The following is a 19323-nucleotide window of genomic DNA, read 5'->3' as shown; positions in this document are numbered from 1 at the left end:
GATGGAAAATGTATATAAAGAGCTTAGACATACTGGATTTACTATGTTGCTTATTTTTGGCGGTGTATTTTTACTGCGCTGGTTCATTCATGATGAAATGCTATTGGATCAGCTTATTGGGTTGAGTGTAGGGATGGTAATGGTTATTTCATCAATTTTCATTCAAAAGTACAGTAAAGAATTACAAGTAAATGAGAAGTGTTAAAAGTAATTCGTATGATTGTTATAGAAGGAAAGTAGAGCATCTAATTTCGATGCTCTACTTTCCTTTTATAAATAAAAAATCCCTCTGTATGAGGGATTTTAATGTGGTAAGAAAATCAATTGATAAGCGAACAAGATTCCGAATAAGTACACCAGTGGGTGAACAGCACGGAATTGTCCTTTTGCCACTTTCATAAGTGGATAAGAAATAAATCCAAGTGCAATACCTGTTGCGATACTTGATGTAAGTGGCATGCTTAAGATTACTAAGAATGCTGGGAATGCTTCATCAAATGCGTCCCAATCGATGTGGCGAACTGAACCCATCATAAGACTACCAACGATAATTAATGATGGTGCAGTAATAGCTGATACACCAGAAACGGCACTTACTAATGGTCCAAAGAATGCTGCTAGTGCGAATAGAACAGCTACTGTAACAGTTGTTAAACCAGTACGACCACCAGCTGCAACACCAGCAGATGATTCAATGTACGCTGTTGATGGTGTTGTTCCGAACATAGAACCGATTGTTGCTGAGAATGAGTCAGATAGAAGAGCTCGTCCAGCTTTTGGAAGCTTTCCATCTTTCATAAATCCACCTTGTTGAGCAACGCCAAGTAATGTACCTGTTGTATCGAATAATGTAACAAGGAAGAATGAAAATACAACGCCGTATAATCCGTAGTTAATTACATCAGATACAGCAGTAATTGGATTTGAAACGATGATTCCTTCTGGTAATCCAGGCATTGATGTAACACCGTTTGAGAACGATAATTGTCCTGTGAAGTAAGCGATAATACCAGTTAATAGCATTCCGATAAATAGGGCGCCATTTACATTTAAAGACATAAGGACAATTGTAATTCCAAGTCCAGCTAATGCTAGTAGTACTGGAGCAGAGTGAAGATCACCAAGTCCAACTAAGTTTGCATCGTTTTTTGTAACGATACCTGTTAAACGTAAACCGATAAAGGCAATGAAAAGACCGATACCAGCAGTAATTGCGTGCTTTAAGTTTTCAGGAATTGCTTCCATTAATTTTGTACGGAAAGAAGTGAATGATAACAAAATTAAAATCATACCTGCTACGAATACAGCAGAGAATGCAATTGCGAAAGTCATGCCTTCATGAGCTTTTACAACAGAATAAGAGAAGTAAGCATTTAATCCCATACCTGGTGCGATTGCGATTGGTAAGTTTGTAAAGATTGCCATAAATAATGTTCCGACAACAGCAGCGATAATGGTTGCTGTAAATGCTTGTTCAAATGGAACTCCTGCATCCCCAAGGATGACAGGGTTTACGACAATGATATATGCCATTGTTAAGAAGGTAATAATACCTGCCATAATTTCAGTTTTAATAGAAGTTTTATGTTTTGAAAGGTTAAACATATAAACATCCTTTCTGTTTACGAATAATTTTCACAACAGTTATATATAATATTCGTTTTTTAACTATTTTGCAATAGTTTTGCATAAAAAGTTTATAACAATTCATATTTTGTGTCTTAAATTCGAATATTAATCGTAAACCGATGTGTGAATTTCAGTTTTTATTGTGCGCATTATAAGGAAAAGGAGTTGAAAGAAGCTATGCCACAGCAAAAAAACTTTGTAACAATGCCTGCGCAACATCAAAATAAACAGCCTGGTATTGAATCATTAATGAATCCTCTACCGCAGTTTGAAGATCCAAATTATAAAGGAAGCGAAAAGTTAAAAGGAAAAAATATATTAATTACAGGGGGAGATAGTGGAATTGGACGAGCTGTTTCCGTTGCTTTTGCGAAAGAAGGGGCAAATATTGCGATTGCGTATTTAGATGAGGAAGAAGATGCCAATGAGACGAAGCAACGTGTAGAACAAGAAGGGATAAAGTGTGTGTTGTTACCGGGTGATTTAAGTAATGAACAGCATTGTAAAGATATTGTAGAAGAGACCGTCCGGCAGCTAGGTAGTTTACATGTTTTAGTAAATAATGTCGCGCAGCAATATCCGCAGCAAGGACTAGAGTATATTACAGCAGAACAGCTAGAAAAGACATTTCGTATTAATATTTTTTCTTATTTTCACGTTACAAAAGCAGCACTTTCTCATTTAAAGCAAGGGGACGTCATTATAAATACGGCGTCTATCGTTGCGTATGAAGGAAATGAAATGTTAATTGATTATTCCGCAACGAAAGGAGCCATCGTAGCTTTTACAAGATCGCTTTCTCAATCGTTAGTGCAAAAAGGGATTCGTGTAAATGGTGTTGCACCGGGACCAATTTGGACACCACTTATCCCATCGAGTTTTGATGAGAAGAAAGTCTCTCAGTTTGGAAGCAATGTCCCGATGCAACGACCTGGTCAACCATATGAATTAGCACCAGCATACGTATACTTAGCATCTGGCGATTCATCCTACGTTACCGGGCAAATGATACATGTAAATGGGGGCGTTATTGTAAATGGATAGTTTTCATTTATAAGAGCAAAGTAAAGTTAATTCCACTTATTATAGTGAGCGCTAGGGGGGATATAGATGAAAAAGTTATGTTTTGTCATACTATTATTTTTCATTCTACCGGTTAGTGCTTTTGCTGATACAGATCATTTAATATTAGTGAATCTTACGACAAACCAGTTGTCTTTTTTTGAAAATGGAAATTATACAAAAACATTCCCCGTAACAACTGGAAGAGATCGTACACCTACGCCTGAAGGTAGTTTTTGTATTATAACTAAATTTAAAAACAAAGAATACCATCGAAAGAAAATACCTGGTGGTGCACCAAATAATCCTCTCGGTACGCGCTGGTTAGGTTTGGATAAAAAGGAGTACGCGATTCATGGAACAAATCGGGAATGGACGATTGGAAGCCGAGAGTCGAATGGTTGTATTCGCATGCATGACAGGGATATACAATGGTTATATGATAGGGTGCAATTACAGACGAAAGTAATCATTTCTCGTTTTCATACGAGTCCTGAATATGAAGCAAATAAGCTTGGTTACCGCGTTGTAAGCTGGAATGGTCGTAAAGTAAATGAAGAGCAAATTGGCGTGCTTACGTTAGTAGACCGTGCCGATATATATTGGCAAGAACCAAATGGGCAGTTAACGAAAGTGAAAACGGTATTGCCAAACGAAAGATATACAGTGTATTCAAAACGAAAAGATGGAATATATTATATAGGAAACAATTTGTATATTATAGATGAAACAGGAGAAAAAATTCGTTATGAGCAAATTCCTTCTTCGGTTTTAAGTAATATATATAAACGGAAATATAAAATTCCGTAATGGCTACCGTATTATAGACGGTAGCTTATTTCTACTTTGAGTTTAACTGCAACTATTGTATTTTGCTGAATATAATACAGTACAGATAGGGGGCGGTTCCATTATGAAAAGTGAATTTGCTTTTAAAGTTTTCTTAGTGACGACCTGTTTATTTATCGTGTATTTGTATGCATTTCTCGTCTTTTCTTTTTATGTTCCATATGTTGATTTAATATTGTTCTTCGGATTTATTTGGGCATTTGTGAAAGCAAGAGAAGGAGAGAAGAGTATATATCGGCGCATTACTTTATGTGGGACAGTTGTTCTCGTTATTTTGTACTTTTTTATGATGCATGATTTTTGGAGAGGAATGTAAAAAAGCATACGGTTAATCGTATGCTTTTTATGTTTAATATTTTGGCTTAAATGTGTGACAACAAGTTTCTACACTTGTTGCTACAGAACTTTCTAGTGTCTCGTTTGTTAAAACTGCACTTGTATACGATTCATTTTCAGTTTGACCCGTTTCATCCGCATCTGGCTGAACGATAATCGCACTTGCTTGACAAAAGTTACCTTGTCCCCAAAATGAGCAATTGGAAACAGAGCATCTTACTTCTGGCATAAAACCCCCTCCTTATACATTAGTTTGGGATTTTACGCCCATTTCATGTGTAGAAGGAGTTTCCTTTTCTCGTTATTTTTTCGTTTGCTCAAGCCATTCTTTTAATTTGTCTTTCGGTTGTTCGCCACTAATACGGTTTACTTCTTTGCCATCTTTAAAGTGAATGATTGTTGGAGTTCCTTTAATTTTATATTCATCCCAAGGAACATCTAATTTTTCAATATCCATAACTTTCATATCAACGTTCAAGTCTTTAGCCATTGGTACTACGACAGGAGATAGTTTTTGACAATGAACGCAAGATGTTTGATAAAAGTATACTGTTTCTTCTTTTTTCTCTTTTAAATTCTTTTGAAGGTCTGAAAGAGAGATTTTATTTGTATAGTAGTCAGGGCCATTTGTCTTACTATCAGTAGCATTATCAATCTTTTGGCTAGTAGCATTTTTTTCTTCCATTTGTGTGACAGCGAAAATGGCTGCAAACAAGGCGATAATAATACCACCAAATATAAGCATTTTTTTCATTGTTTCATCTCCTTATTTGTTTTTTATTACAATAAAACTACATACCGCGATTGTAATAAAGCCGATAAGTGCTAAAAACGGGATTGTAATAAAACCAAACCAGTTTATAAATTCTCCGGTGCAGGGTACACGGCCGCAAGCTGCTCCAGCTGCTGAAAATGCTGGGACTTTTTGAATTGCATAGTGATATAAAGAAATACAAGCACCAATACTTGCAATTGGTAAAGAATAACTTGCGATGCGATAATCTTTCTTTGCTACAGCGATACCAAGCCATAAAACGAATGGATACATAAAAATACGTTGATACCAACAAAGTACACAAGGCTCAAATTTCATGATTTCGGAAAAATAAAGACTTCCTAGTGTAGCGATAAAAGAAGCTCCCCATGCGGTAAGTAAAGCATATTCTTGCTTTTTTTCTCGTCCCATATTTTATACCTCTCTTATAATAGTTACATACTAAATTATAGTATGAAGTGGTACAGAAAAGAAAGAAAAAATATGTTTATCAATAAAAGTTTTATAAGGGGAAACTTTTATTGATATAAACATTTTAAAAAGCGCTATTCTCATAAAGAGAATAGCGCTATATTTTACATTTGAATTTGCTCTACTTCTTCTATATGTGACTTTTGGGATGCATGGTCAATATATTGAAATAGGAGCTGCAATTGTTTATCAACTTCTGGCATTTCTTTACTGTATTGATAAGCGTGTAAAAAATGTTCAATACGCTTAGAAAATAGTTGATCGTTCGTTTGAACCATAAGAACGAGTAATTTATCCCAATTACAGCTATATGTGTAATAGAGAGCTTTGTCATAGTCGTTATATGTTTGCACTGTGTACCCTCCTTACTGAGGAGTTATATATAGTGTGTGAAAAGCAAGGAGAAATACACTTGAAAGAATTTGTTAAGAAAAAAAGTGAATGAAAAGAAAAAACGAGGTATTTCCTCGTTTTTAAGCTTTTGGCATTGGCGTAGGTGTTGGCTTACCGTACCCCTCTTTGTATTTATTGTCGATATAGTTGCGAATTTCCAGCGTTGATTTTCCTTTTTGTTTCATGGAAGCAGATTCAACAGCTATTTCTAGGCAATTGACACAAGTCGTTGCGTGGGAATCCCAAACAACTTCACCATTCTTTTTAATTTCACGAATAAAGCAATTTTTATTATTTTTATGTCCTACACTTTCACCGCAACCGCAGTAACATGGAATCCAATCTAATAGCTCTGCATTTTGCCCAGCGACAGTGTAGATATCTTTCATTTGTGGATCAAGCTTGTCTAGGAAGGTAGGGAGTGTGTCGACTCCTTTTGTTTTCTCTTGAATGTCAGCTTGCTGAGTGTGCGATGCGTGGTCATGTTCTTCTTTTTTTGATTCAGAAGATTTTTGGTCATTTGTACCAGTACTTCCGCATCCAGCAAGAATTAAGCTTAGTACTGCAAGTAAAGAAAATACATACTTTTTCATTCGCTTGTCCCCTTTACAAATGTATTAATCAAATTGTATCAGAGATTACGGTGTATCGGTTGAAGATTTTTTTGACTGATTTTTGAAGCGCCACCTTAGCGAATGAACTAGAAATAAAATTGGGATATAAGCGTATACAATATACAATCCCGCTTGAGATAGTACAGTATTTAATGCGTTGATACTTTCCCGATTTTTAAAAAATAAAGAAGCTGTAAAAACGATGAAAATAAAAAATGGTAGTGTAAATTTAAATGAAATATGAAAGGAACGCTTCATCGTTTGACATGATGACCAAATAGTTAAACAAAGATTCGGCAAAATTATTAAAAACCAAACAAAAATAATAATATATTCGAACCGTTGAATAAAAGGAACTTTAATTATTTTTAACATCGTTAAAGTAGGCCAAATAGTGTGATTCAATTGTCCTTCACTATAATACATAAATGATACAATAGCTAAAACTACATAAATTAGAGTGCTAAAAACAATCCCTGCGTGAGCCCATCTTTTTAAAGATTTTCCTTTTTCAATAAAGGGATAGAAGATAAGAATTGTTTCAAATCCGAGAAATTCTAATGCAGATTGTTTTGCTGACACAAGTATGTCGAAAGGGGAATGCGTAAAAATAGGTAAAATATTACGAAAATGTGCATACTTCATCGGATAGACTAAAAAGAATACAACGAACATAGGAAGAACAATACCCCAAAAACATATCCCTGTCACAGAACGGAAGCCACCTTTTATAATGTAGTAAGTGACTAATAAAAACATAAGCGTAAGTTTCCATAACTTAATGGTAGGAAAGATCCAAACTTGTATTACTTCCATATATGTACGAAGAACAGTAAGGCAAAATAATAAGCAATAGAGAGTGAAAATTACAGAAAATATAGAGCCAATCCATTTTCCAAAGGTTGTTGTATGAATGCTAATTAAATCTCCGTCTTTTTCAAGCATTTTTAACATACAAAACAGTACAATATGAGTTGCAATACCTGCAATAATAAGAGAAATCCAAGCATCATAACCTGCATTTTTCAAAATTACACGTTGATATCCGAGAATTCCTATTCCGATTTGGAGAGAATGCAATAAAATAAATGCAAAATATGGAGAGACAGTTTTTGTTTTATTCATTGTATTCATTGCTCATTTCACCTCACTATTCCCCGATTCCAGATTGTACAATATTAAGATCTAAATTTATATCCACCGCTACATTTTGATACATATTTCGAATTTGTTTTATATTCCATTTTCTCGTATGGCTTCTAATTTCATCTCGTATTCCTAAAGGATCAATTTTCTTTTCTTGAAATTGTTTTATTAAATCTTCACAGTCTTTTTCAACATTTCGTTCAATTTGTTTTTTTATATAGTTGATATTTGTTTTTTTTCTTAGATCAATCCAATTTGGAGAGTTTTTAATTAATCCATTTAATTTTAAATGGATTTTTACTTTTGGTATGTCGCCAGTTTGATCTATATCATACTTATTTTCCCCAGCTAAGTTTTGTATAACAACCATACCTTTATGTTTATCCTTTGTTATCGCTGCTTCGTAACGTCCATTTTTCGTAGGGTTAATAAGTAATTTTGCTAAAACAGAATGTCTTTTATCCGTATACATAACGACTTTATCGCCTTTTAAAAAAGCAAGTCCTTTGACAGCGACGGAATGATTATCGTCCATTTTAAGATAAGGGACATAGGCATCACATACAGAAGAGTAGTAATTATATAAAAAAATGTCTAATGCGGTTTGTGGAATGTTCTCATTTCGGATATTTTGTTCAAGTAAATCAGCAATGTATAAAGATCCATTTTTTTTTCCGTAATTTAAAAGTTCCTCAGCTGATCCATCTACAATTGCTAGTTGTACATCGCGCCCGATATTTGGGTCACGTTGTAAGTTAGTAATAATCTCTCCCATTCCGCGTTCTCCTAGAGCCTTTCCAAATAGGACGACACGCATTTGACCTACAACGACATTGTGAGGTGATTTTGCATTTAATCGTGAAGCGATTGTCTCAAGTGAACGGGCAGATGTTGATTGAGTTTCTGGTTTAGACTTTACACCATGTGTGTACTCTGGGAAGAGAATAGTTCCTTGGAATCTTTTGTTTTTAGTGATGTCAAATCCAGCGACATGAATAATACGCTGCGTATCCACTATATACGTTTGTGTACAGCCAGTTTGTAAAATGAAGAAGATAATGATAATAAGGTGCAATAAAATTTTCTTCATTCATTCTCACCATCACGTTTTTGCTTCGATTTGTTTGGATTGTAGCGCCATTTTGATTTTGGTCTAAGAAAAGAAGGTCTTTGTGCCGTTTGACTAAATGGTAATCGAAGAAAACCTTCTGCTGTACCTAAACCACGAAATGGATATAAAGGTAACAAATAAGGTGATCCAAGCGATTTTAATTTAATTAAATGAGCTAAAATAAATACAAATCCGACAGCGAGGCCTAATCCTCCGAATGCACCGGCTAAAAGAATAAGCGGAAAGCGTAACAACCGGATAGTAGAAGACATCTTTACAGTCGGTGTTGTGAAAGATGCAAGAGCGGATAAAGCAACTGCAATTAATAAAATTGTACTTGTCAAAGCCGCTTCAACAGATGCTTGGCCAATTACAATCCCCCCAACAATCCCAATCGTTTGTCCGACTTTTGTCGGTAAACGCGCTCCCGCTTCACGAAGCAATTCGATTGTAATTTCTAAAAAGAGTGCTTCTAGAATAGGAGGGAAAGGTACGTTAGCTCTCGAGAAAATAATAGGACCTAGTAAATCGGCAGGAATCATTTGATAATGATATGTTAAAGCCGCTGTATAAATAGCGGAGGAAAACAGAGAAAATATAGCTCCGAAAAAACGAATAATACGAAAGAACGATCCAATCATCCACGGTAAATAATAATCTTCTGGTGAAATGAAAAAATCCAGTAACGTTGTTGGTCCTGATAAAGCATATGGAGAGCCATCTGTTAAAATTAAAACTTCCCCGTTAATTAACGCAAATACAGCTCGATCTAATCGCTCTGTAGGTAATAAAACAGGAAAAGGTGAATTGCTATTATCACTAATAAATTGCTCAATCATAGTTGAATCAAATGGGACATCAAAGTCAATGTCTTCTAGCCGTTGTATTGCGGTGTTGATGAATTGTTCATTTGTAATTCCTTCTATATAAGCAACTGCTACTTTCGTTTTTGATATAGATCCGACGGTAACTTCTTTAAAAATGAGTTGCTCCGTTACGATATTTCGGCGTAATAAGTGGATATTTGTATCAAGGTTTTCAACGAAACCGATTTTAGGCCCGATTACGCTATACTCATTTTCTGTATCGTTATATAATCGTTTTCCTAAAACAGTACTTTCGGCACGAATTAAAGCATATTGATCAGGATTCGAATTGTTTTTTAAGCGTATTAAAATATATCCACCTAATAATTTTTCACGAATATCATCAATAGAAGGGGAGGTGATAATGTCTTCAATAGAGATGATATTACATAAATCAGAGATGTTTTGGATTTGTTCCGATTCCTTTTTTATAGGAGTTAAAATGAATTGTTTAATAATAAGTGCTTCCACGACAGATTTATAATAAAACAAGCACAACGTTTCATCTTTAAGTATGTTATAAGAGACAAAATCGCTTGATTCTTTCATGGTTTGTATAAATTCTGGAATAGAACAAAGTGTTTTTGTATTAGTCTTTTTTGATTTCTTAGATGATAAACCGAACATTTTTTCACCCCTAACTTACATCATTTACTTGTGTTAGTTTTTGGGAAATACGGGAATTTATACTTCAAAGTTGAAAGTTCATAAAGAAAAGGAAGAGCAGTGAATACCTCTTCCTTTTTTGCGTGTTAATTTGTTTGCTTCTCTTTAATAGACTTCACTAATTTAATCATCTCTGCTCGTATATCTTCTCTTTTAACATTTAATTTTTCCGAGATTTGTTTAATATCCATACCGTCTTTTTTCATTTTTAGTACATCATCAAGAGGGGTATTACTCTTTTGAGAGATGATTGTTAATACCGTGAGCTGACGTAATCCGATATTATATTCTTTCATTTTTTGTTTTAGTCCGTCTGGTGTAGATTTTTGCATATTTGCTAATTCTTGCAGTAGTGCTTTTTTCGTTTCTTTATCCATATGATGCTTTTTCAATTTACTTGGATCTACGCCGAAATGCTCAGCTGTTTTCTCCCAAGATTTATTTTGTTTATAGTAAGCTAAAACGTCTTTAATTTCTTTTTTACTCATTCTTGCAATGTGAGCAGCTTTCCAAATTTCATGTTTGTTATAGCCGAGTTTTTCGAGCGACTGCATTTCTTCTTCTGAAATTGGTTTATGATGGTGCAATGTTACTTCTTTTGGTGTAGCGGCGGAAGCGGGGAAGATAGATATCCCGCATAATAGTGCTGCCATAGTCATACTTATTGCGATTTTTTTGTACATATAGACTCCTCCTAGATGGATAATGTGGAAAACTGTATACATATCATTTCCATAAAATGTGAAATACTTGTGAACAAGTTAAGTTTTTTTATTCACAGTATGAAATGACGTTTTTGAAAGTTTTCCAACATAAAACATTGATTAATAGTAAAAAACTAGGTTATAATCGAAATTGAAAATCAATATCAATAACAAACGTTATACATATAGATAAAAATAAGGGAGAGAAAAATATGACTACATATACTTCCATCGCAAATGTGATTAAAGAAAGACGTTCTGTTCGTACATTTACAGATAAAGCAGTGGACAAAGAATTATTAATTGAGCTATTAAACGACGCAACGTGGGCACCGAATCATAAGCACCGTGAACCATGGAATTGTAAACTATACATGGGAGAAGGCCGAAAGAAATTAGTAGATGCAGTATTAAACTCTTTCACAGAAGAAGAAAGAGCGAAACGTGGTAAAATTTTATCAGATCGTTTCTTAAGTACGCCTGCACAAATCGTTGTATATATGAATGAAGATCCACGCCAAATTCAGCGAGACGAAGATTACGCTGCGACATGTGCATTTATGCAAAACTTCCAACTTCTTGCTTGGGAACGTGGATTAGGTTGTGTTTGGAAATCAGGCGGATTAAACTACAATCCATTATTTATAGAAGGACTTGGTTTAACAAGAGGTCAACGCATCGTTGGAATTCTTCACCTTGGCTATTTCGATAAAGCACCAGAAGGAAAAGCTCGTACACCGATTACGGAGAAGATGGAGATTATTGAAGGTTAATAGATGAGACATTCTCGTTTTTATGAGGATGTCTTTTTATTATGCAATCAATCCTCATGAAAGCTTGTTCCTCATCATACACTTTCTTAAGGGAAAGTGTAAGGAGGGAAAATAATGAGAGTAAGTGACGATAAAGCACTGCAATATGCAATTGCGGAAATTACGGAAATTGCGACTGGATTTGGGCTTGATTTTTATCCGATGCGTTATGAAATATGTCCAGCGGAAATTATTTATACATTTGGTGCGTATGGGATGCCGACGCGGTTTTCACATTGGAGTTTTGGAAAACAGTTTTTCAGAATGAAATTACAATACGATTTAGGTCTTAGTAAAATATACGAACTCGTTATTAACTCTGATCCATGTTATGCCTTTTTACTAGATACGAACTCGTTAATTCAAAATAAATTAATTGTAGCGCACGTTTTAGCACACTGTGACTTCTTTAAAAATAATATTCGTTTTTCAAATACGAAGCGAGATATGGTAGAAAGTATGGCGGCAACAGCGGACCGTGTGAAAGCATATGAGCATAAGTATGGAAAGGCAGAGGTAGAAACATTTTTAGATGCCGTACTTGCCATTCAAGAGCACATTGATCCATCGCTTATGCGTCCAAAACTTGCGTGGAGTATTGAAGATTTAGAAGAGGATGTAGAAAAGAAAAAGATATCACAGTACGATGATTTATGGAATTTAGATGATCGAAACAAAAAGAGAGAACGGCCTAATATGCATAAAAAGAAGAAAATTCCGCCGCAACCAGAGAAAGATTTACTACTCTTTATTGAAGAATATAGCCGTGAGCTAGAAGATTGGCAGCGCGATATATTAACGATGATGCGCGAGGAAATGTTATATTTCTGGCCGCAGCTTGAAACAAAGATCATGAACGAAGGTTGGGCATCGTACTGGCATCAACGCATACTCCGTGAAATGGACTTAACATCTTCTGAAGCGATTGAATTCGCAAAGCTTAATGCAGGTGTAGTTCAACCATCTAAAACAAGTATTAACCCATACTACCTCGGTATTAAAATGTTCGAAGATATTGAAGAACGCTACAATAACCCGACAGAAGAAATGAAACGACGCGGCGTAAAGCCAGGATCTGGTCGGGACAAAATCTTTGAAGTACGCGAAATCGAATGGGATGTATCATTCTTAAGAAACTACTTAAACAAAGATCTCGTAATGAGAGAAGATATGTACTTATTCCAGCGCCAAGGAAAAGAATATAAAGTAATAGATAAAGAGTGGGAACATGTGCGTGATCAACTCGTAAATATGCGTACAAACGGTGGCTTCCCGTACTTAGTAGTAGAAGATGGAGATTACTTAAAGAACGGAGAATTGTACATTAAACATAGTTACGAAGGAATCGAGCTCGATTTAAAATACTTAGAAAAAGTATTGCCATACATTCATCAATTATGGGGAAGAACGGTGCATATGGAGTCGATTGTGGAGAGTAAGGGCGTTGTGTTTTCTTATGATGGGAAGATGGTGCATCGGAAGTATGTGTGATGAAAAGAACGGACATAGAATACTATGTCCGTTCTTTTTTATTTGGAACAAAGTTAAATATGCTATTCTTGAAAAAAGGGAGTTACATAGAGAAATGGAGCGATTTAAGTGAGCAAAATAGGGGTATGTAAGGTTGATATTACGCCGCCTGTAGGTATTGATTTTGTCGGATACCATAGAGAGACAGGAATAAATAATATTGAAGAGTGTATGTATGGGACAGTTTTTGTATTTGAAAAAGATGAGACGAAAACTGTGTTTATAAGTATTGATAATATTGGAATGTTAGTAGAAGATACAAATATGATTCGTGAACAAATAGCGAGAGAGCTTCATATACCATTTGAGCGAATAACTGTTGTTTATACACATACACATTCTGGTCCGGAAACAGTCGGTGATCATCCTTTAGTAAAGTCGTATAAAACGATTTTAGTAAATAATGTAGTGCACGGTGCTGTTACTGCGAATAACAACTTGAGTCCATGTGAAATTGGCTGGAGTGTTACGACAGGTGATATTGGGGTAAACCGAAGAGAGAGAACATCTGATGGAAGAGCGAAGATGGGAACAAATATAGAGGGTGTTGTAGATAAACGAATTGGCATGTTAGCAATAAGAAATGCTGAAACGAAGGAGCTATCTGGGATTATAGTATTTTGTACGGCACATCCGAATGTGTTAAAAGGTGATAGCGATGTATTATCAGCGGATTATCCGGGAATGACGAGAGAGATTCTTGAGAAAATCGTAAACTGTCCTGTTATTATTGTGCAAGGTGCTGCTGGCAATGTAAATGCAAAGTATCGCGGTTCAGGGGACGCATTAACACAAATGGCTTACACGCTTAGTGGGCATGTATTAACGATGTTGCCAATAGTTACATATAGCCCAATTGTAAGTTTAAGGACAGTTTCGAGCACGATGCAAATGAAGTTGAAAGATATTCCTGAAATGAATGAAATACGAAGCATGGCTCAATTAGCTGAGAAGCAGTGGGATGTGAATACGGATGAATGGCTTGCTATAATTTTAGAGAAATATAAGCAAGGTATTCGGCAGTTAAGTATTGATTTAGAAGTTCAACTGTTTCAAATGAATGATGGTATGTTCTTTGGTATACCGATGGAACCTTTTTCAGAAACAGCTTTAGAAGTGAAAGAGCGTCTTCAAAATGAAATAGCTTTTTTAGGTGGATATACGAATGGATATATTGGTTATTTACCGACAAAAGAGGAGTATGCATATGGTGGATATGAAGTGGAATTAAATCCTGTTGTGTATGGAACGGTTACGAATTTATTGATGCCACCAGAGGAGAATACGGCAGAATTAGTCGTGCAGAGAGCTATGGAATTATATAATGCGTAAAATATAGACTCTTGCTGCATATTTGATATGAAATTTAAAAGAAGCAATAATTATTAATAAAACTGTAGAAAACGAATCCATTTTGAAAGGGACTGATCAAAATGGATTCGTTTTTATGTGGAGTTTTTGCTTACCAAACAGGTCGTATATTTGATGATAATTTCTCTGTATTTTCTTTAGTAACGAATGTTGTTAAATCTTCCTTGAGCATTTGCATTCGTTCAGTACCTATGTTTTCAATCCATCGTTGCTCTATTTCAGCTACTATTTCTTCTTTCGCTTTCATTACAGCTAAACCACGTTCGGTTAAAATAATGATTTTACCTCTTTTATCAGTAGGATGCTTTTTACGCGTGACATAACCACTGTTTTCAAGAGAATCGATCATTTTGCTTACAGCTTGTTTAGAAACTCCTAAATACTCAGCTAGTTCTATACCTGTTGCTCCATTAGGAAGGATTCGTTTGAACATAAAACCGTGTGCTGGCCTAATATCTTCAAATCCTAATTCACTTAATCTGTCATGTAGTTCAGTAATTAATGTGCTGAAAGATAATGATAAAAGTGAAGTAAGGTCTAGTTCGTTAAATGTTTGATGATTCATGTATATAACCTCCGTGATTGTAGTCAATCAAGTTGACTACATATGAAACTTATTGTACTATACAGGATATAGTCAATCAAATTGACTATATCCTGTATAGTACAAATAATGATTTAAATAAATAGAATCAACGGAGGTTTCACATGGTTAATATTGTAAAAATTAGAGGGAGTGTATTTGCGCCGTATGCGTTGCTGAAGCCTATTCAGGATGCTGCAACAGGAAGAGTTTTTGAATACGCTGGAGATGCACGTGAATTTACACCATTCGCTGTAAATACAAAGCGTTCAAGATTAGAACAAGAAGTGATTGTTGATTTTTATAAAAGAGAAATTTTCACATATGTAGATGCTTGCATCGTTACTGTGAAAATTATAAATTCAGATGGCTCAATTGAGTATCAAAAAGGAGAAACAAGTACAGAAAATATTGTATGTACTAATATCGTATGGGGCGAGGATGAAGTTTCATTTGAAATGAGAGCAAGTGCAAGTAATCCGTTAAATGCGGCAGCACCCGCAGCTGATTATTTTTTGACTATACGAGTTAATGAAAGTGGTACTGTGCATGTTGAAGGTGTACATGATGGTTTCCCTTGCTATGAATTTTATAAACAAATAGACTTTCGTTCATTTGAAAAAATATATACACATGATTTCAGAGAAACGGATGATACCCCAGCAGCACTAGCTGGAGAAATGGAATATAGCTTTAAAACGACAATCTAGATATAAATATAGCGCTATTTTTCAGAAGGAAGTAGCAAACGTAAAAGAGAAAGCTATTGATTATGGGAGCGAAATTGTGGTTTGTTTTACTCAATATTATGCAGTATTTAAAATAATATTATAGAGGTGTTTCTTATGACTAATATCGTAAAAATTAGAGCTAACGTATTTATTCCAATGTCTTGGACAGAACCAAGGAAGGATATGGAGACAGGAAAAACAATTCAATTCGAAGGTGATTCACGTGAATTTACACCACATGCGGTAAATACTATGCGCTCTAGAGTTGAGCAAGAGGTAGTAGTGGATTTTTATAAAGAAGAAGTGTTTTCATATGCGAACACGGGTATTACGACTGAGAAGGTTACGAATCCAGACGGTTCTGTGAATAAAAGAACAGGAAAAGCGAGTGCTGAAAATATTGTGTGTACTAATATCGTATGGAATCCTGATGGTGTGCAATTTAAAATGAGTGCGAGTGCAAGTAATCCATTAAATATATATGCACCTCCTGTAGATTATGTATTACATGTATGTGTGAAAAGGGATGGTAGTATTGATATTCAAGGAGAGCATGATGGATTCCCTTGTTTTGAATTTTATAAGCAAGTAGATTTCGGTTCATTTGAAAAAATATATACACATGATTTTAGAGAAACTGGTGATACAGCTGCAGCACTAGGTGGAGAAATGGATTATAGTTTTACAAAGAAATTATAGGAAGTATGACAATGGAACGATGGATTGATTCATCCGTAAAGAACTTGGAAATGTCTAAGTTCTTTTTTATTTGTTTCGAATTTGTGAAAGAAAGACACATTGATTGAAATTAAATTTTTTATACTCTATCATATACCCATACAGGTATATGTTTTTATGTGTGATGCATGAGAAAATTAAACAATATGGAGGTTTGAAATATGTCTAGAAAAATAGTTGTAGTAGGCGGAGTTGCCGGCGGCGCATCAGTAGCTGCAAGGCTTCGTCGTTTAAGTGAAGAAGATGAAATTATTATGGTGGAGCGCGGTGAATATATTTCATTTGCAAATTGTGGCTTACCATACTACATTGGCGGTGTTATTACAGAAAGACAAAAGTTATTAGTACAAACTGTTGAAAGAATGTCAAAGCGTTTTAATCTAGATATACGTGTATTGAGTGAAGTAGTAAAGATTAATAAAGAAGAGAAAACAATTACTATAAAGAATGTAACTACAAATGAAACATATAACGAGGAATATGATGTTTTAATTCTTTCACCAGGGGCAAAACCAATTGTTCCACCTATTCCCGGTATTGAAGAAGCGAAGGCGTTGTTTACGTTACGAAATGTACCTGATACAGATCGTATTAAAGCGTATATTGATGAGAAGAAACCACGTCATGCGACGGTTATTGGTGGTGGATTTATTGGAGTTGAAATGGTTGAGAACTTAAGAGAACGAGGAATTGCTGTTACTCTTGTAGAGATGGCAAATCAAGTGATGCCACCAATCGATTATGAAATGGCGGCATATGTGCATGAGCATATGAAAAATCACAATGTTGAGCTTGTTTTTGAAGATGGTGTAGATGCATTAGAAGAGAATGGGACTGTTGTACGTTTAAAAAGTGGTTCAATCATAAAGACAGATATGATTATTTTAGCAATTGGTGTGCAACCAGAGAGCAGTTTAGCGAAGGACGCAGGATTAGCACTAGGAGTTAGAGAAACGATAAAGGTAAATGAGAGATTTCAAACATCAGACCCACATATATATGCAATTGGTGATGCGATTGAAGTGAAAGATTTTGTTACAGAAACAGAAACGATGATTCCTTTAGCGTGGCCAGCTAATCGTCAAGGTCGCATGTTAGCAGATATTATTCATGGTCATACAGATTCTTTATATAAAGGTACGATGGGAACTTCTGTAGCTAAAGTTTTTGATTTAACAGTTGCTGTGACGGGAGTAAATGAGAAAATATTAAAACGATTAAATATACCCTATGAGGTAGTACATGTACAGGCGAATTCTCATGCTGGATACTATCCGAATGCTATGCCAGTGCTAATAAAATTAATTTTTAATAAAGATAGCGGGAAAATGTATGGAGCACAGGCGTTAGGGCGTGATGGTGTAGATAAGCGTATTGATGTTATTGCAACGGCAATGAAGGCGAATTTAACTGTAATTGATTTGCCAGATTTAGAATTATCATATGCTCCGCCCTATTCTTCTGCAAAAGACCCAGTAAACATGGTGGGGTATGCAGCAAGTAATATAGTAGATGGTTTTGTGGACACAGTACAATGGCATGAGATAGATCGTATTGTTGAAAATGGTGGATATCTTATTGATGTTCGAGAGCCGAATGAACTTAAACAAGGAATAATTAAAGGCTCTATTAATATTCCCTTAGATGAATTACGTGATCGTTTGGATGAGGTACCGGTGGATAAAGAAATATATATTACTTGCCAACTTGGTATGAGAGGGTATGTTGCAGCGCGCATGTTAATGGAAAACGGATATAAGGTAAAGAATGTAGATGGTGGCTTTAAATTGTATGGGACAGTATTACCAGAACGTATTGTATATTAATATTTTTTCATCTTCCACTTCAAAATTTGGTGGAAGATGAAAGCCTATATAGTAAGGTTTCACTTCTTGTTTTATGCACATATAAGATAAACATTAAAAATAGGGGTTTACAAAATACCCTGTAGGGTATAATGTATTGTCATAAGCTATAAATAGTGACATAATGGTAATGAGGTGATTATAGAATGGAATATAATCAAGATATGAAAAATAGATTGAAACGTATTGAAGGTCAAGTTCGTGGTGTACTTCGTATGATGGAAGAAGGAAAAGATTGCCGAGAGGTTATTACACAGTTAACGGCATCTCGTTCTGCACTTGATCGTACAATTGGACTTGTTGTTGGGACAAATTTAGAGCAATGTTTGCGTGAGCAGTTTGAAAAAGGTAATGGTTCAAATGAAGAGTTAATTAAAGAAGCTGTTCAATTACTTGTAAAAAGCCGATAATCTGTCAAACATAAGTGTTGACAGATTTTCAAAAACATTTTAATATACCCCTACAGGTATATGTATATACATTATGGAGGAATCGACTATGAGTATAAAAGTGGATATGAGTTTAGATTGTAAAGGCTTGGCTTGTCCGATGCCGATTGTGAAGACGAAGAAGGCGATGGAAGGTTTGACATCAGGGCAAGTGATTGAAGTTCAGGCAACAGATAAAGGGTCTACTGTAGATATACAAAGTTGGGCGAGTAAAGTAGGTCATCAGTACATCGGGACGAAACACGAAGGAGATCTATTGATGCATTACGTTAGAAAAGCACATGAGCATGAAGTGAATGAAGTAGTGAAATATCCTCAAACAATTACAAATGCGGAATTACAAAATATATTATTAAGCGGTGAAGAGTGTATTGTAGTGGATGTTCGCGAAGCAGCGGAATTCGCCTTTGGTCATATTCCAGCGGCTATTTCAGTTCCATTAGGCGAACTGGGCAGTGCAGCATTAGATCAGACGAAGCAAATTTATGTTGTTTGCCGAACTGGTAACCGTAGTGATGTAGCTTGCCACATGTTGAACGAGCAAGGGTATTCAAATGTGAAAAATGTCATTCCAGGCATGTTAGAGTGGCAAGGGAATGTGGAAAAATAAAATTTTTTAAAT

23 protein-coding genes are annotated in these 19323 nt (G+C 35.3%); 12 read left to right on the top strand and 11 right to left on the bottom strand.

Annotated elements, in window-relative coordinates:
* The first annotated feature begins 1 nt into the window (after position 1).
* Positions 2-205, top strand: coding sequence for a hypothetical protein (locus AABL52_RS23180; protein WP_341518525.1), 204 nt, complete (start codon positions 2-4; stop codon positions 203-205).
* A 98-nt stretch (positions 206-303) separates the two neighbouring features.
* Here AABL52_RS23180 and AABL52_RS23175 read toward each other — a convergent pair whose 3' ends face one another.
* Positions 304-1605, bottom strand: a complete 1302-nt coding sequence (locus tag AABL52_RS23175) for an NCS2 family permease (RefSeq protein WP_340423065.1) — start codon at positions 1603-1605, stop codon at positions 304-306.
* Positions 1606-1806: 201 nt separating this feature from the next.
* Here AABL52_RS23175 and AABL52_RS23170 point away from each other — a divergent pair, with 201 nt between their 5' ends.
* From AABL52_RS23170 to AABL52_RS23160, 3 genes are all read left to right on the top strand, one after another.
* The gene (locus AABL52_RS23170; protein ID WP_341518524.1) at positions 1807-2673 is read left to right on the top strand and encodes an SDR family oxidoreductase; all 867 of its coding nucleotides are present in this window, start codon (positions 1807-1809) and stop codon (positions 2671-2673) included.
* Positions 2674-2739: 66 nt separating this feature from the next.
* The gene (locus AABL52_RS23165) at positions 2740-3501 is read left to right on the top strand and encodes a L,D-transpeptidase (protein ID WP_341518523.1); all 762 of its coding nucleotides are present in this window, start codon (positions 2740-2742) and stop codon (positions 3499-3501) included.
* Between the two features lie 103 nt (positions 3502-3604).
* Positions 3605-3856 (top strand): hypothetical protein, encoded by a 252-nt coding sequence (locus AABL52_RS23160; RefSeq protein ID WP_000834197.1) that lies wholly within the window; start codon positions 3605-3607, stop codon positions 3854-3856.
* A gap of 33 nt (positions 3857-3889) precedes the next feature.
* Here the strand turns inward: AABL52_RS23160 and AABL52_RS23155 are convergent, their stop codons facing one another.
* From AABL52_RS23155 to AABL52_RS23115, 9 genes are all read right to left on the bottom strand, one after another.
* Entirely contained in the window at positions 3890-4105 is a 216-nt protein-coding gene (locus AABL52_RS23155) for a DUF1540 domain-containing protein (protein WP_001115486.1), read from the bottom strand.
* A gap of 72 nt (positions 4106-4177) precedes the next feature.
* Positions 4178-4630, bottom strand: a complete 453-nt coding sequence (locus tag AABL52_RS23150; protein ID WP_000738442.1) for a thioredoxin family protein — start codon at positions 4628-4630, stop codon at positions 4178-4180.
* Positions 4631-4642: 12 nt separating this feature from the next.
* Positions 4643-5062, bottom strand: coding sequence for a disulfide oxidoreductase (locus AABL52_RS23145; protein ID WP_000532264.1), 420 nt, complete (start codon positions 5060-5062; stop codon positions 4643-4645).
* 164 nt (positions 5063-5226) lie between these two features.
* Positions 5227-5475: a YhdB family protein gene (locus AABL52_RS23140; RefSeq protein ID WP_001195461.1), complete on the bottom strand. Its 249-nt coding sequence runs from the start codon at positions 5473-5475 to the stop codon at positions 5227-5229.
* A 120-nt stretch (positions 5476-5595) separates the two neighbouring features.
* Positions 5596-6108: a PCYCGC domain-containing protein gene (locus tag AABL52_RS23135; protein WP_000761026.1), complete on the bottom strand. Its 513-nt coding sequence runs from the start codon at positions 6106-6108 to the stop codon at positions 5596-5598.
* Between the two features lie 45 nt (positions 6109-6153).
* Positions 6154-7263 carry a GerAB/ArcD/ProY family transporter gene (locus AABL52_RS23130; RefSeq protein ID WP_001095034.1) on the bottom strand — a complete coding sequence of 370 codons (1110 nt, stop codon included), beginning with the start codon at positions 7261-7263 and terminating at the stop codon, positions 6154-6156.
* A gap of 16 nt (positions 7264-7279) precedes the next feature.
* A complete protein-coding gene (locus AABL52_RS23125) occupies positions 7280-8365 on the bottom strand; it encodes a Ger(x)C family spore germination protein (RefSeq protein WP_000722252.1) in 1086 nt (361 codons plus the stop codon).
* Positions 8362-9879, bottom strand: a complete 1518-nt coding sequence (locus AABL52_RS23120; RefSeq protein ID WP_144560732.1) for a spore germination protein — start codon at positions 9877-9879, stop codon at positions 8362-8364. The genes AABL52_RS23125 and AABL52_RS23120 overlap by 4 nt, the downstream gene beginning before the upstream one ends.
* A gap of 125 nt (positions 9880-10004) precedes the next feature.
* Positions 10005-10601, bottom strand: coding sequence for a hypothetical protein (locus AABL52_RS23115; protein WP_341518522.1), 597 nt, complete (start codon positions 10599-10601; stop codon positions 10005-10007).
* Between the two features lie 233 nt (positions 10602-10834).
* Between AABL52_RS23115 and AABL52_RS23110 the strand changes: the two genes are divergently transcribed.
* The 3 genes from AABL52_RS23110 (at position 10835) to AABL52_RS23100 (ending at position 14296) form a co-directional block, all read left to right on the top strand.
* On the top strand, positions 10835-11395 hold the full coding sequence (locus AABL52_RS23110) for a nitroreductase family protein (RefSeq protein ID WP_016089235.1): 561 nt from the start codon (positions 10835-10837) through the stop codon (positions 11393-11395).
* 114 nt (positions 11396-11509) lie between these two features.
* On the top strand, positions 11510-12925 hold the full coding sequence (gene spoVR, locus AABL52_RS23105) for a stage V sporulation protein SpoVR (protein WP_016089234.1): 1416 nt from the start codon (positions 11510-11512) through the stop codon (positions 12923-12925).
* Positions 12926-13033: 108 nt separating this feature from the next.
* Positions 13034-14296 (top strand): neutral/alkaline non-lysosomal ceramidase N-terminal domain-containing protein, encoded by a 1263-nt coding sequence (locus AABL52_RS23100; RefSeq protein ID WP_341518521.1) that lies wholly within the window; start codon positions 13034-13036, stop codon positions 14294-14296.
* Between the two features lie 130 nt (positions 14297-14426).
* Here the strand turns inward: AABL52_RS23100 and AABL52_RS23095 are convergent, their stop codons facing one another.
* Positions 14427-14900 carry a MarR family winged helix-turn-helix transcriptional regulator gene (locus AABL52_RS23095; protein ID WP_001016465.1) on the bottom strand — a complete coding sequence of 158 codons (474 nt, stop codon included), beginning with the start codon at positions 14898-14900 and terminating at the stop codon, positions 14427-14429.
* 143 nt (positions 14901-15043) lie between these two features.
* Between AABL52_RS23095 and AABL52_RS23090 the strand changes: the two genes are divergently transcribed.
* The 5 genes from AABL52_RS23090 (at position 15044) to AABL52_RS23070 (ending at position 19311) form a co-directional block, all read left to right on the top strand.
* The gene (locus tag AABL52_RS23090) at positions 15044-15628 is read left to right on the top strand and encodes a DUF3238 domain-containing protein (protein ID WP_341518520.1); all 585 of its coding nucleotides are present in this window, start codon (positions 15044-15046) and stop codon (positions 15626-15628) included.
* Between the two features lie 135 nt (positions 15629-15763).
* On the top strand, positions 15764-16348 hold the full coding sequence (locus tag AABL52_RS23085) for a DUF3238 domain-containing protein (protein WP_016133667.1): 585 nt from the start codon (positions 15764-15766) through the stop codon (positions 16346-16348).
* A gap of 200 nt (positions 16349-16548) precedes the next feature.
* A complete protein-coding gene (cdr, locus tag AABL52_RS23080) occupies positions 16549-18213 on the top strand; it encodes a CoA-disulfide reductase (protein ID WP_341518519.1) in 1665 nt (554 codons plus the stop codon).
* 185 nt (positions 18214-18398) lie between these two features.
* A complete protein-coding gene (locus tag AABL52_RS23075; protein WP_000456204.1) occupies positions 18399-18662 on the top strand; it encodes a metal-sensitive transcriptional regulator in 264 nt (87 codons plus the stop codon).
* 73 nt (positions 18663-18735) lie between these two features.
* Complete coding sequence (locus AABL52_RS23070; protein ID WP_341518518.1) at positions 18736-19311, top strand: sulfurtransferase TusA family protein; 576 nt, start codon at positions 18736-18738, stop codon at positions 19309-19311.
* Positions 19312-19323: the final 12 nt, after the last annotated feature.

It is taken from the genome of Bacillus paramobilis (assembly GCF_038096195.1).
GTDB lineage: Bacteria > Bacillota > Bacilli > Bacillales > Bacillaceae_G > Bacillus_A > Bacillus_A mobilis.
The sequence above is the reverse complement of the archived record's forward strand: the minus strand, read 5'-3'. Positions and strand labels throughout refer to the sequence as shown.

Excerpts from the sequence above, each read along its gene's own strand:
- AABL52_RS23090 (WP_341518520.1), top strand. The coding sequence starts at position 15,044 with ATGGTTAATATTGTAAAAATTAGAGGGAGTGTATTTGCGCCGTATGCG.
- AABL52_RS23120 (WP_144560732.1), bottom strand. The coding sequence starts at position 9,879 with ATGTTCGGTTTATCATCTAAGAAATCAAAAAAGACTAATACAAAAACA.
- AABL52_RS23175 (WP_340423065.1), bottom strand. The coding sequence starts at position 1,605 with ATGTTTAACCTTTCAAAACATAAAACTTCTATTAAAACTGAAATTATG.
- AABL52_RS23095 (WP_001016465.1), bottom strand. The coding sequence starts at position 14,900 with ATGAATCATCAAACATTTAACGAACTAGACCTTACTTCACTTTTATCA.
- spoVR (WP_016089234.1), top strand. The coding sequence starts at position 11,510 with ATGAGAGTAAGTGACGATAAAGCACTGCAATATGCAATTGCGGAAATT.
- AABL52_RS23135 (WP_000761026.1), bottom strand. The coding sequence starts at position 6,108 with ATGAAAAAGTATGTATTTTCTTTACTTGCAGTACTAAGCTTAATTCTT.
- AABL52_RS23075 (WP_000456204.1), top strand. The coding sequence starts at position 18,399 with ATGGAATATAATCAAGATATGAAAAATAGATTGAAACGTATTGAAGGT.
- AABL52_RS23170 (WP_341518524.1), top strand. The coding sequence starts at position 1,807 with ATGCCACAGCAAAAAAACTTTGTAACAATGCCTGCGCAACATCAAAAT.
- cdr (WP_341518519.1), top strand. The coding sequence starts at position 16,549 with ATGTCTAGAAAAATAGTTGTAGTAGGCGGAGTTGCCGGCGGCGCATCA.
- AABL52_RS23125 (WP_000722252.1), bottom strand. The coding sequence starts at position 8,365 with ATGAAGAAAATTTTATTGCACCTTATTATCATTATCTTCTTCATTTTA.
- AABL52_RS23130 (WP_001095034.1), bottom strand. The coding sequence starts at position 7,263 with ATGAATACAATGAATAAAACAAAAACTGTCTCTCCATATTTTGCATTT.
- AABL52_RS23160 (WP_000834197.1), top strand. The coding sequence starts at position 3,605 with ATGAAAAGTGAATTTGCTTTTAAAGTTTTCTTAGTGACGACCTGTTTA.
- AABL52_RS23070 (WP_341518518.1), top strand. The coding sequence starts at position 18,736 with ATGGAGGAATCGACTATGAGTATAAAAGTGGATATGAGTTTAGATTGT.
- AABL52_RS23180 (WP_341518525.1), top strand. The coding sequence starts at position 2 with ATGGAAAATGTATATAAAGAGCTTAGACATACTGGATTTACTATGTTG.
- AABL52_RS23165 (WP_341518523.1), top strand. The coding sequence starts at position 2,740 with ATGAAAAAGTTATGTTTTGTCATACTATTATTTTTCATTCTACCGGTT.
- AABL52_RS23115 (WP_341518522.1), bottom strand. The coding sequence starts at position 10,601 with ATGTACAAAAAAATCGCAATAAGTATGACTATGGCAGCACTATTATGC.
- AABL52_RS23085 (WP_016133667.1), top strand. The coding sequence starts at position 15,764 with ATGACTAATATCGTAAAAATTAGAGCTAACGTATTTATTCCAATGTCT.
- AABL52_RS23150 (WP_000738442.1), bottom strand. The coding sequence starts at position 4,630 with ATGAAAAAAATGCTTATATTTGGTGGTATTATTATCGCCTTGTTTGCA.
- AABL52_RS23145 (WP_000532264.1), bottom strand. The coding sequence starts at position 5,062 with ATGGGACGAGAAAAAAAGCAAGAATATGCTTTACTTACCGCATGGGGA.
- AABL52_RS23110 (WP_016089235.1), top strand. The coding sequence starts at position 10,835 with ATGACTACATATACTTCCATCGCAAATGTGATTAAAGAAAGACGTTCT.
- AABL52_RS23155 (WP_001115486.1), bottom strand. The coding sequence starts at position 4,105 with ATGCCAGAAGTAAGATGCTCTGTTTCCAATTGCTCATTTTGGGGACAA.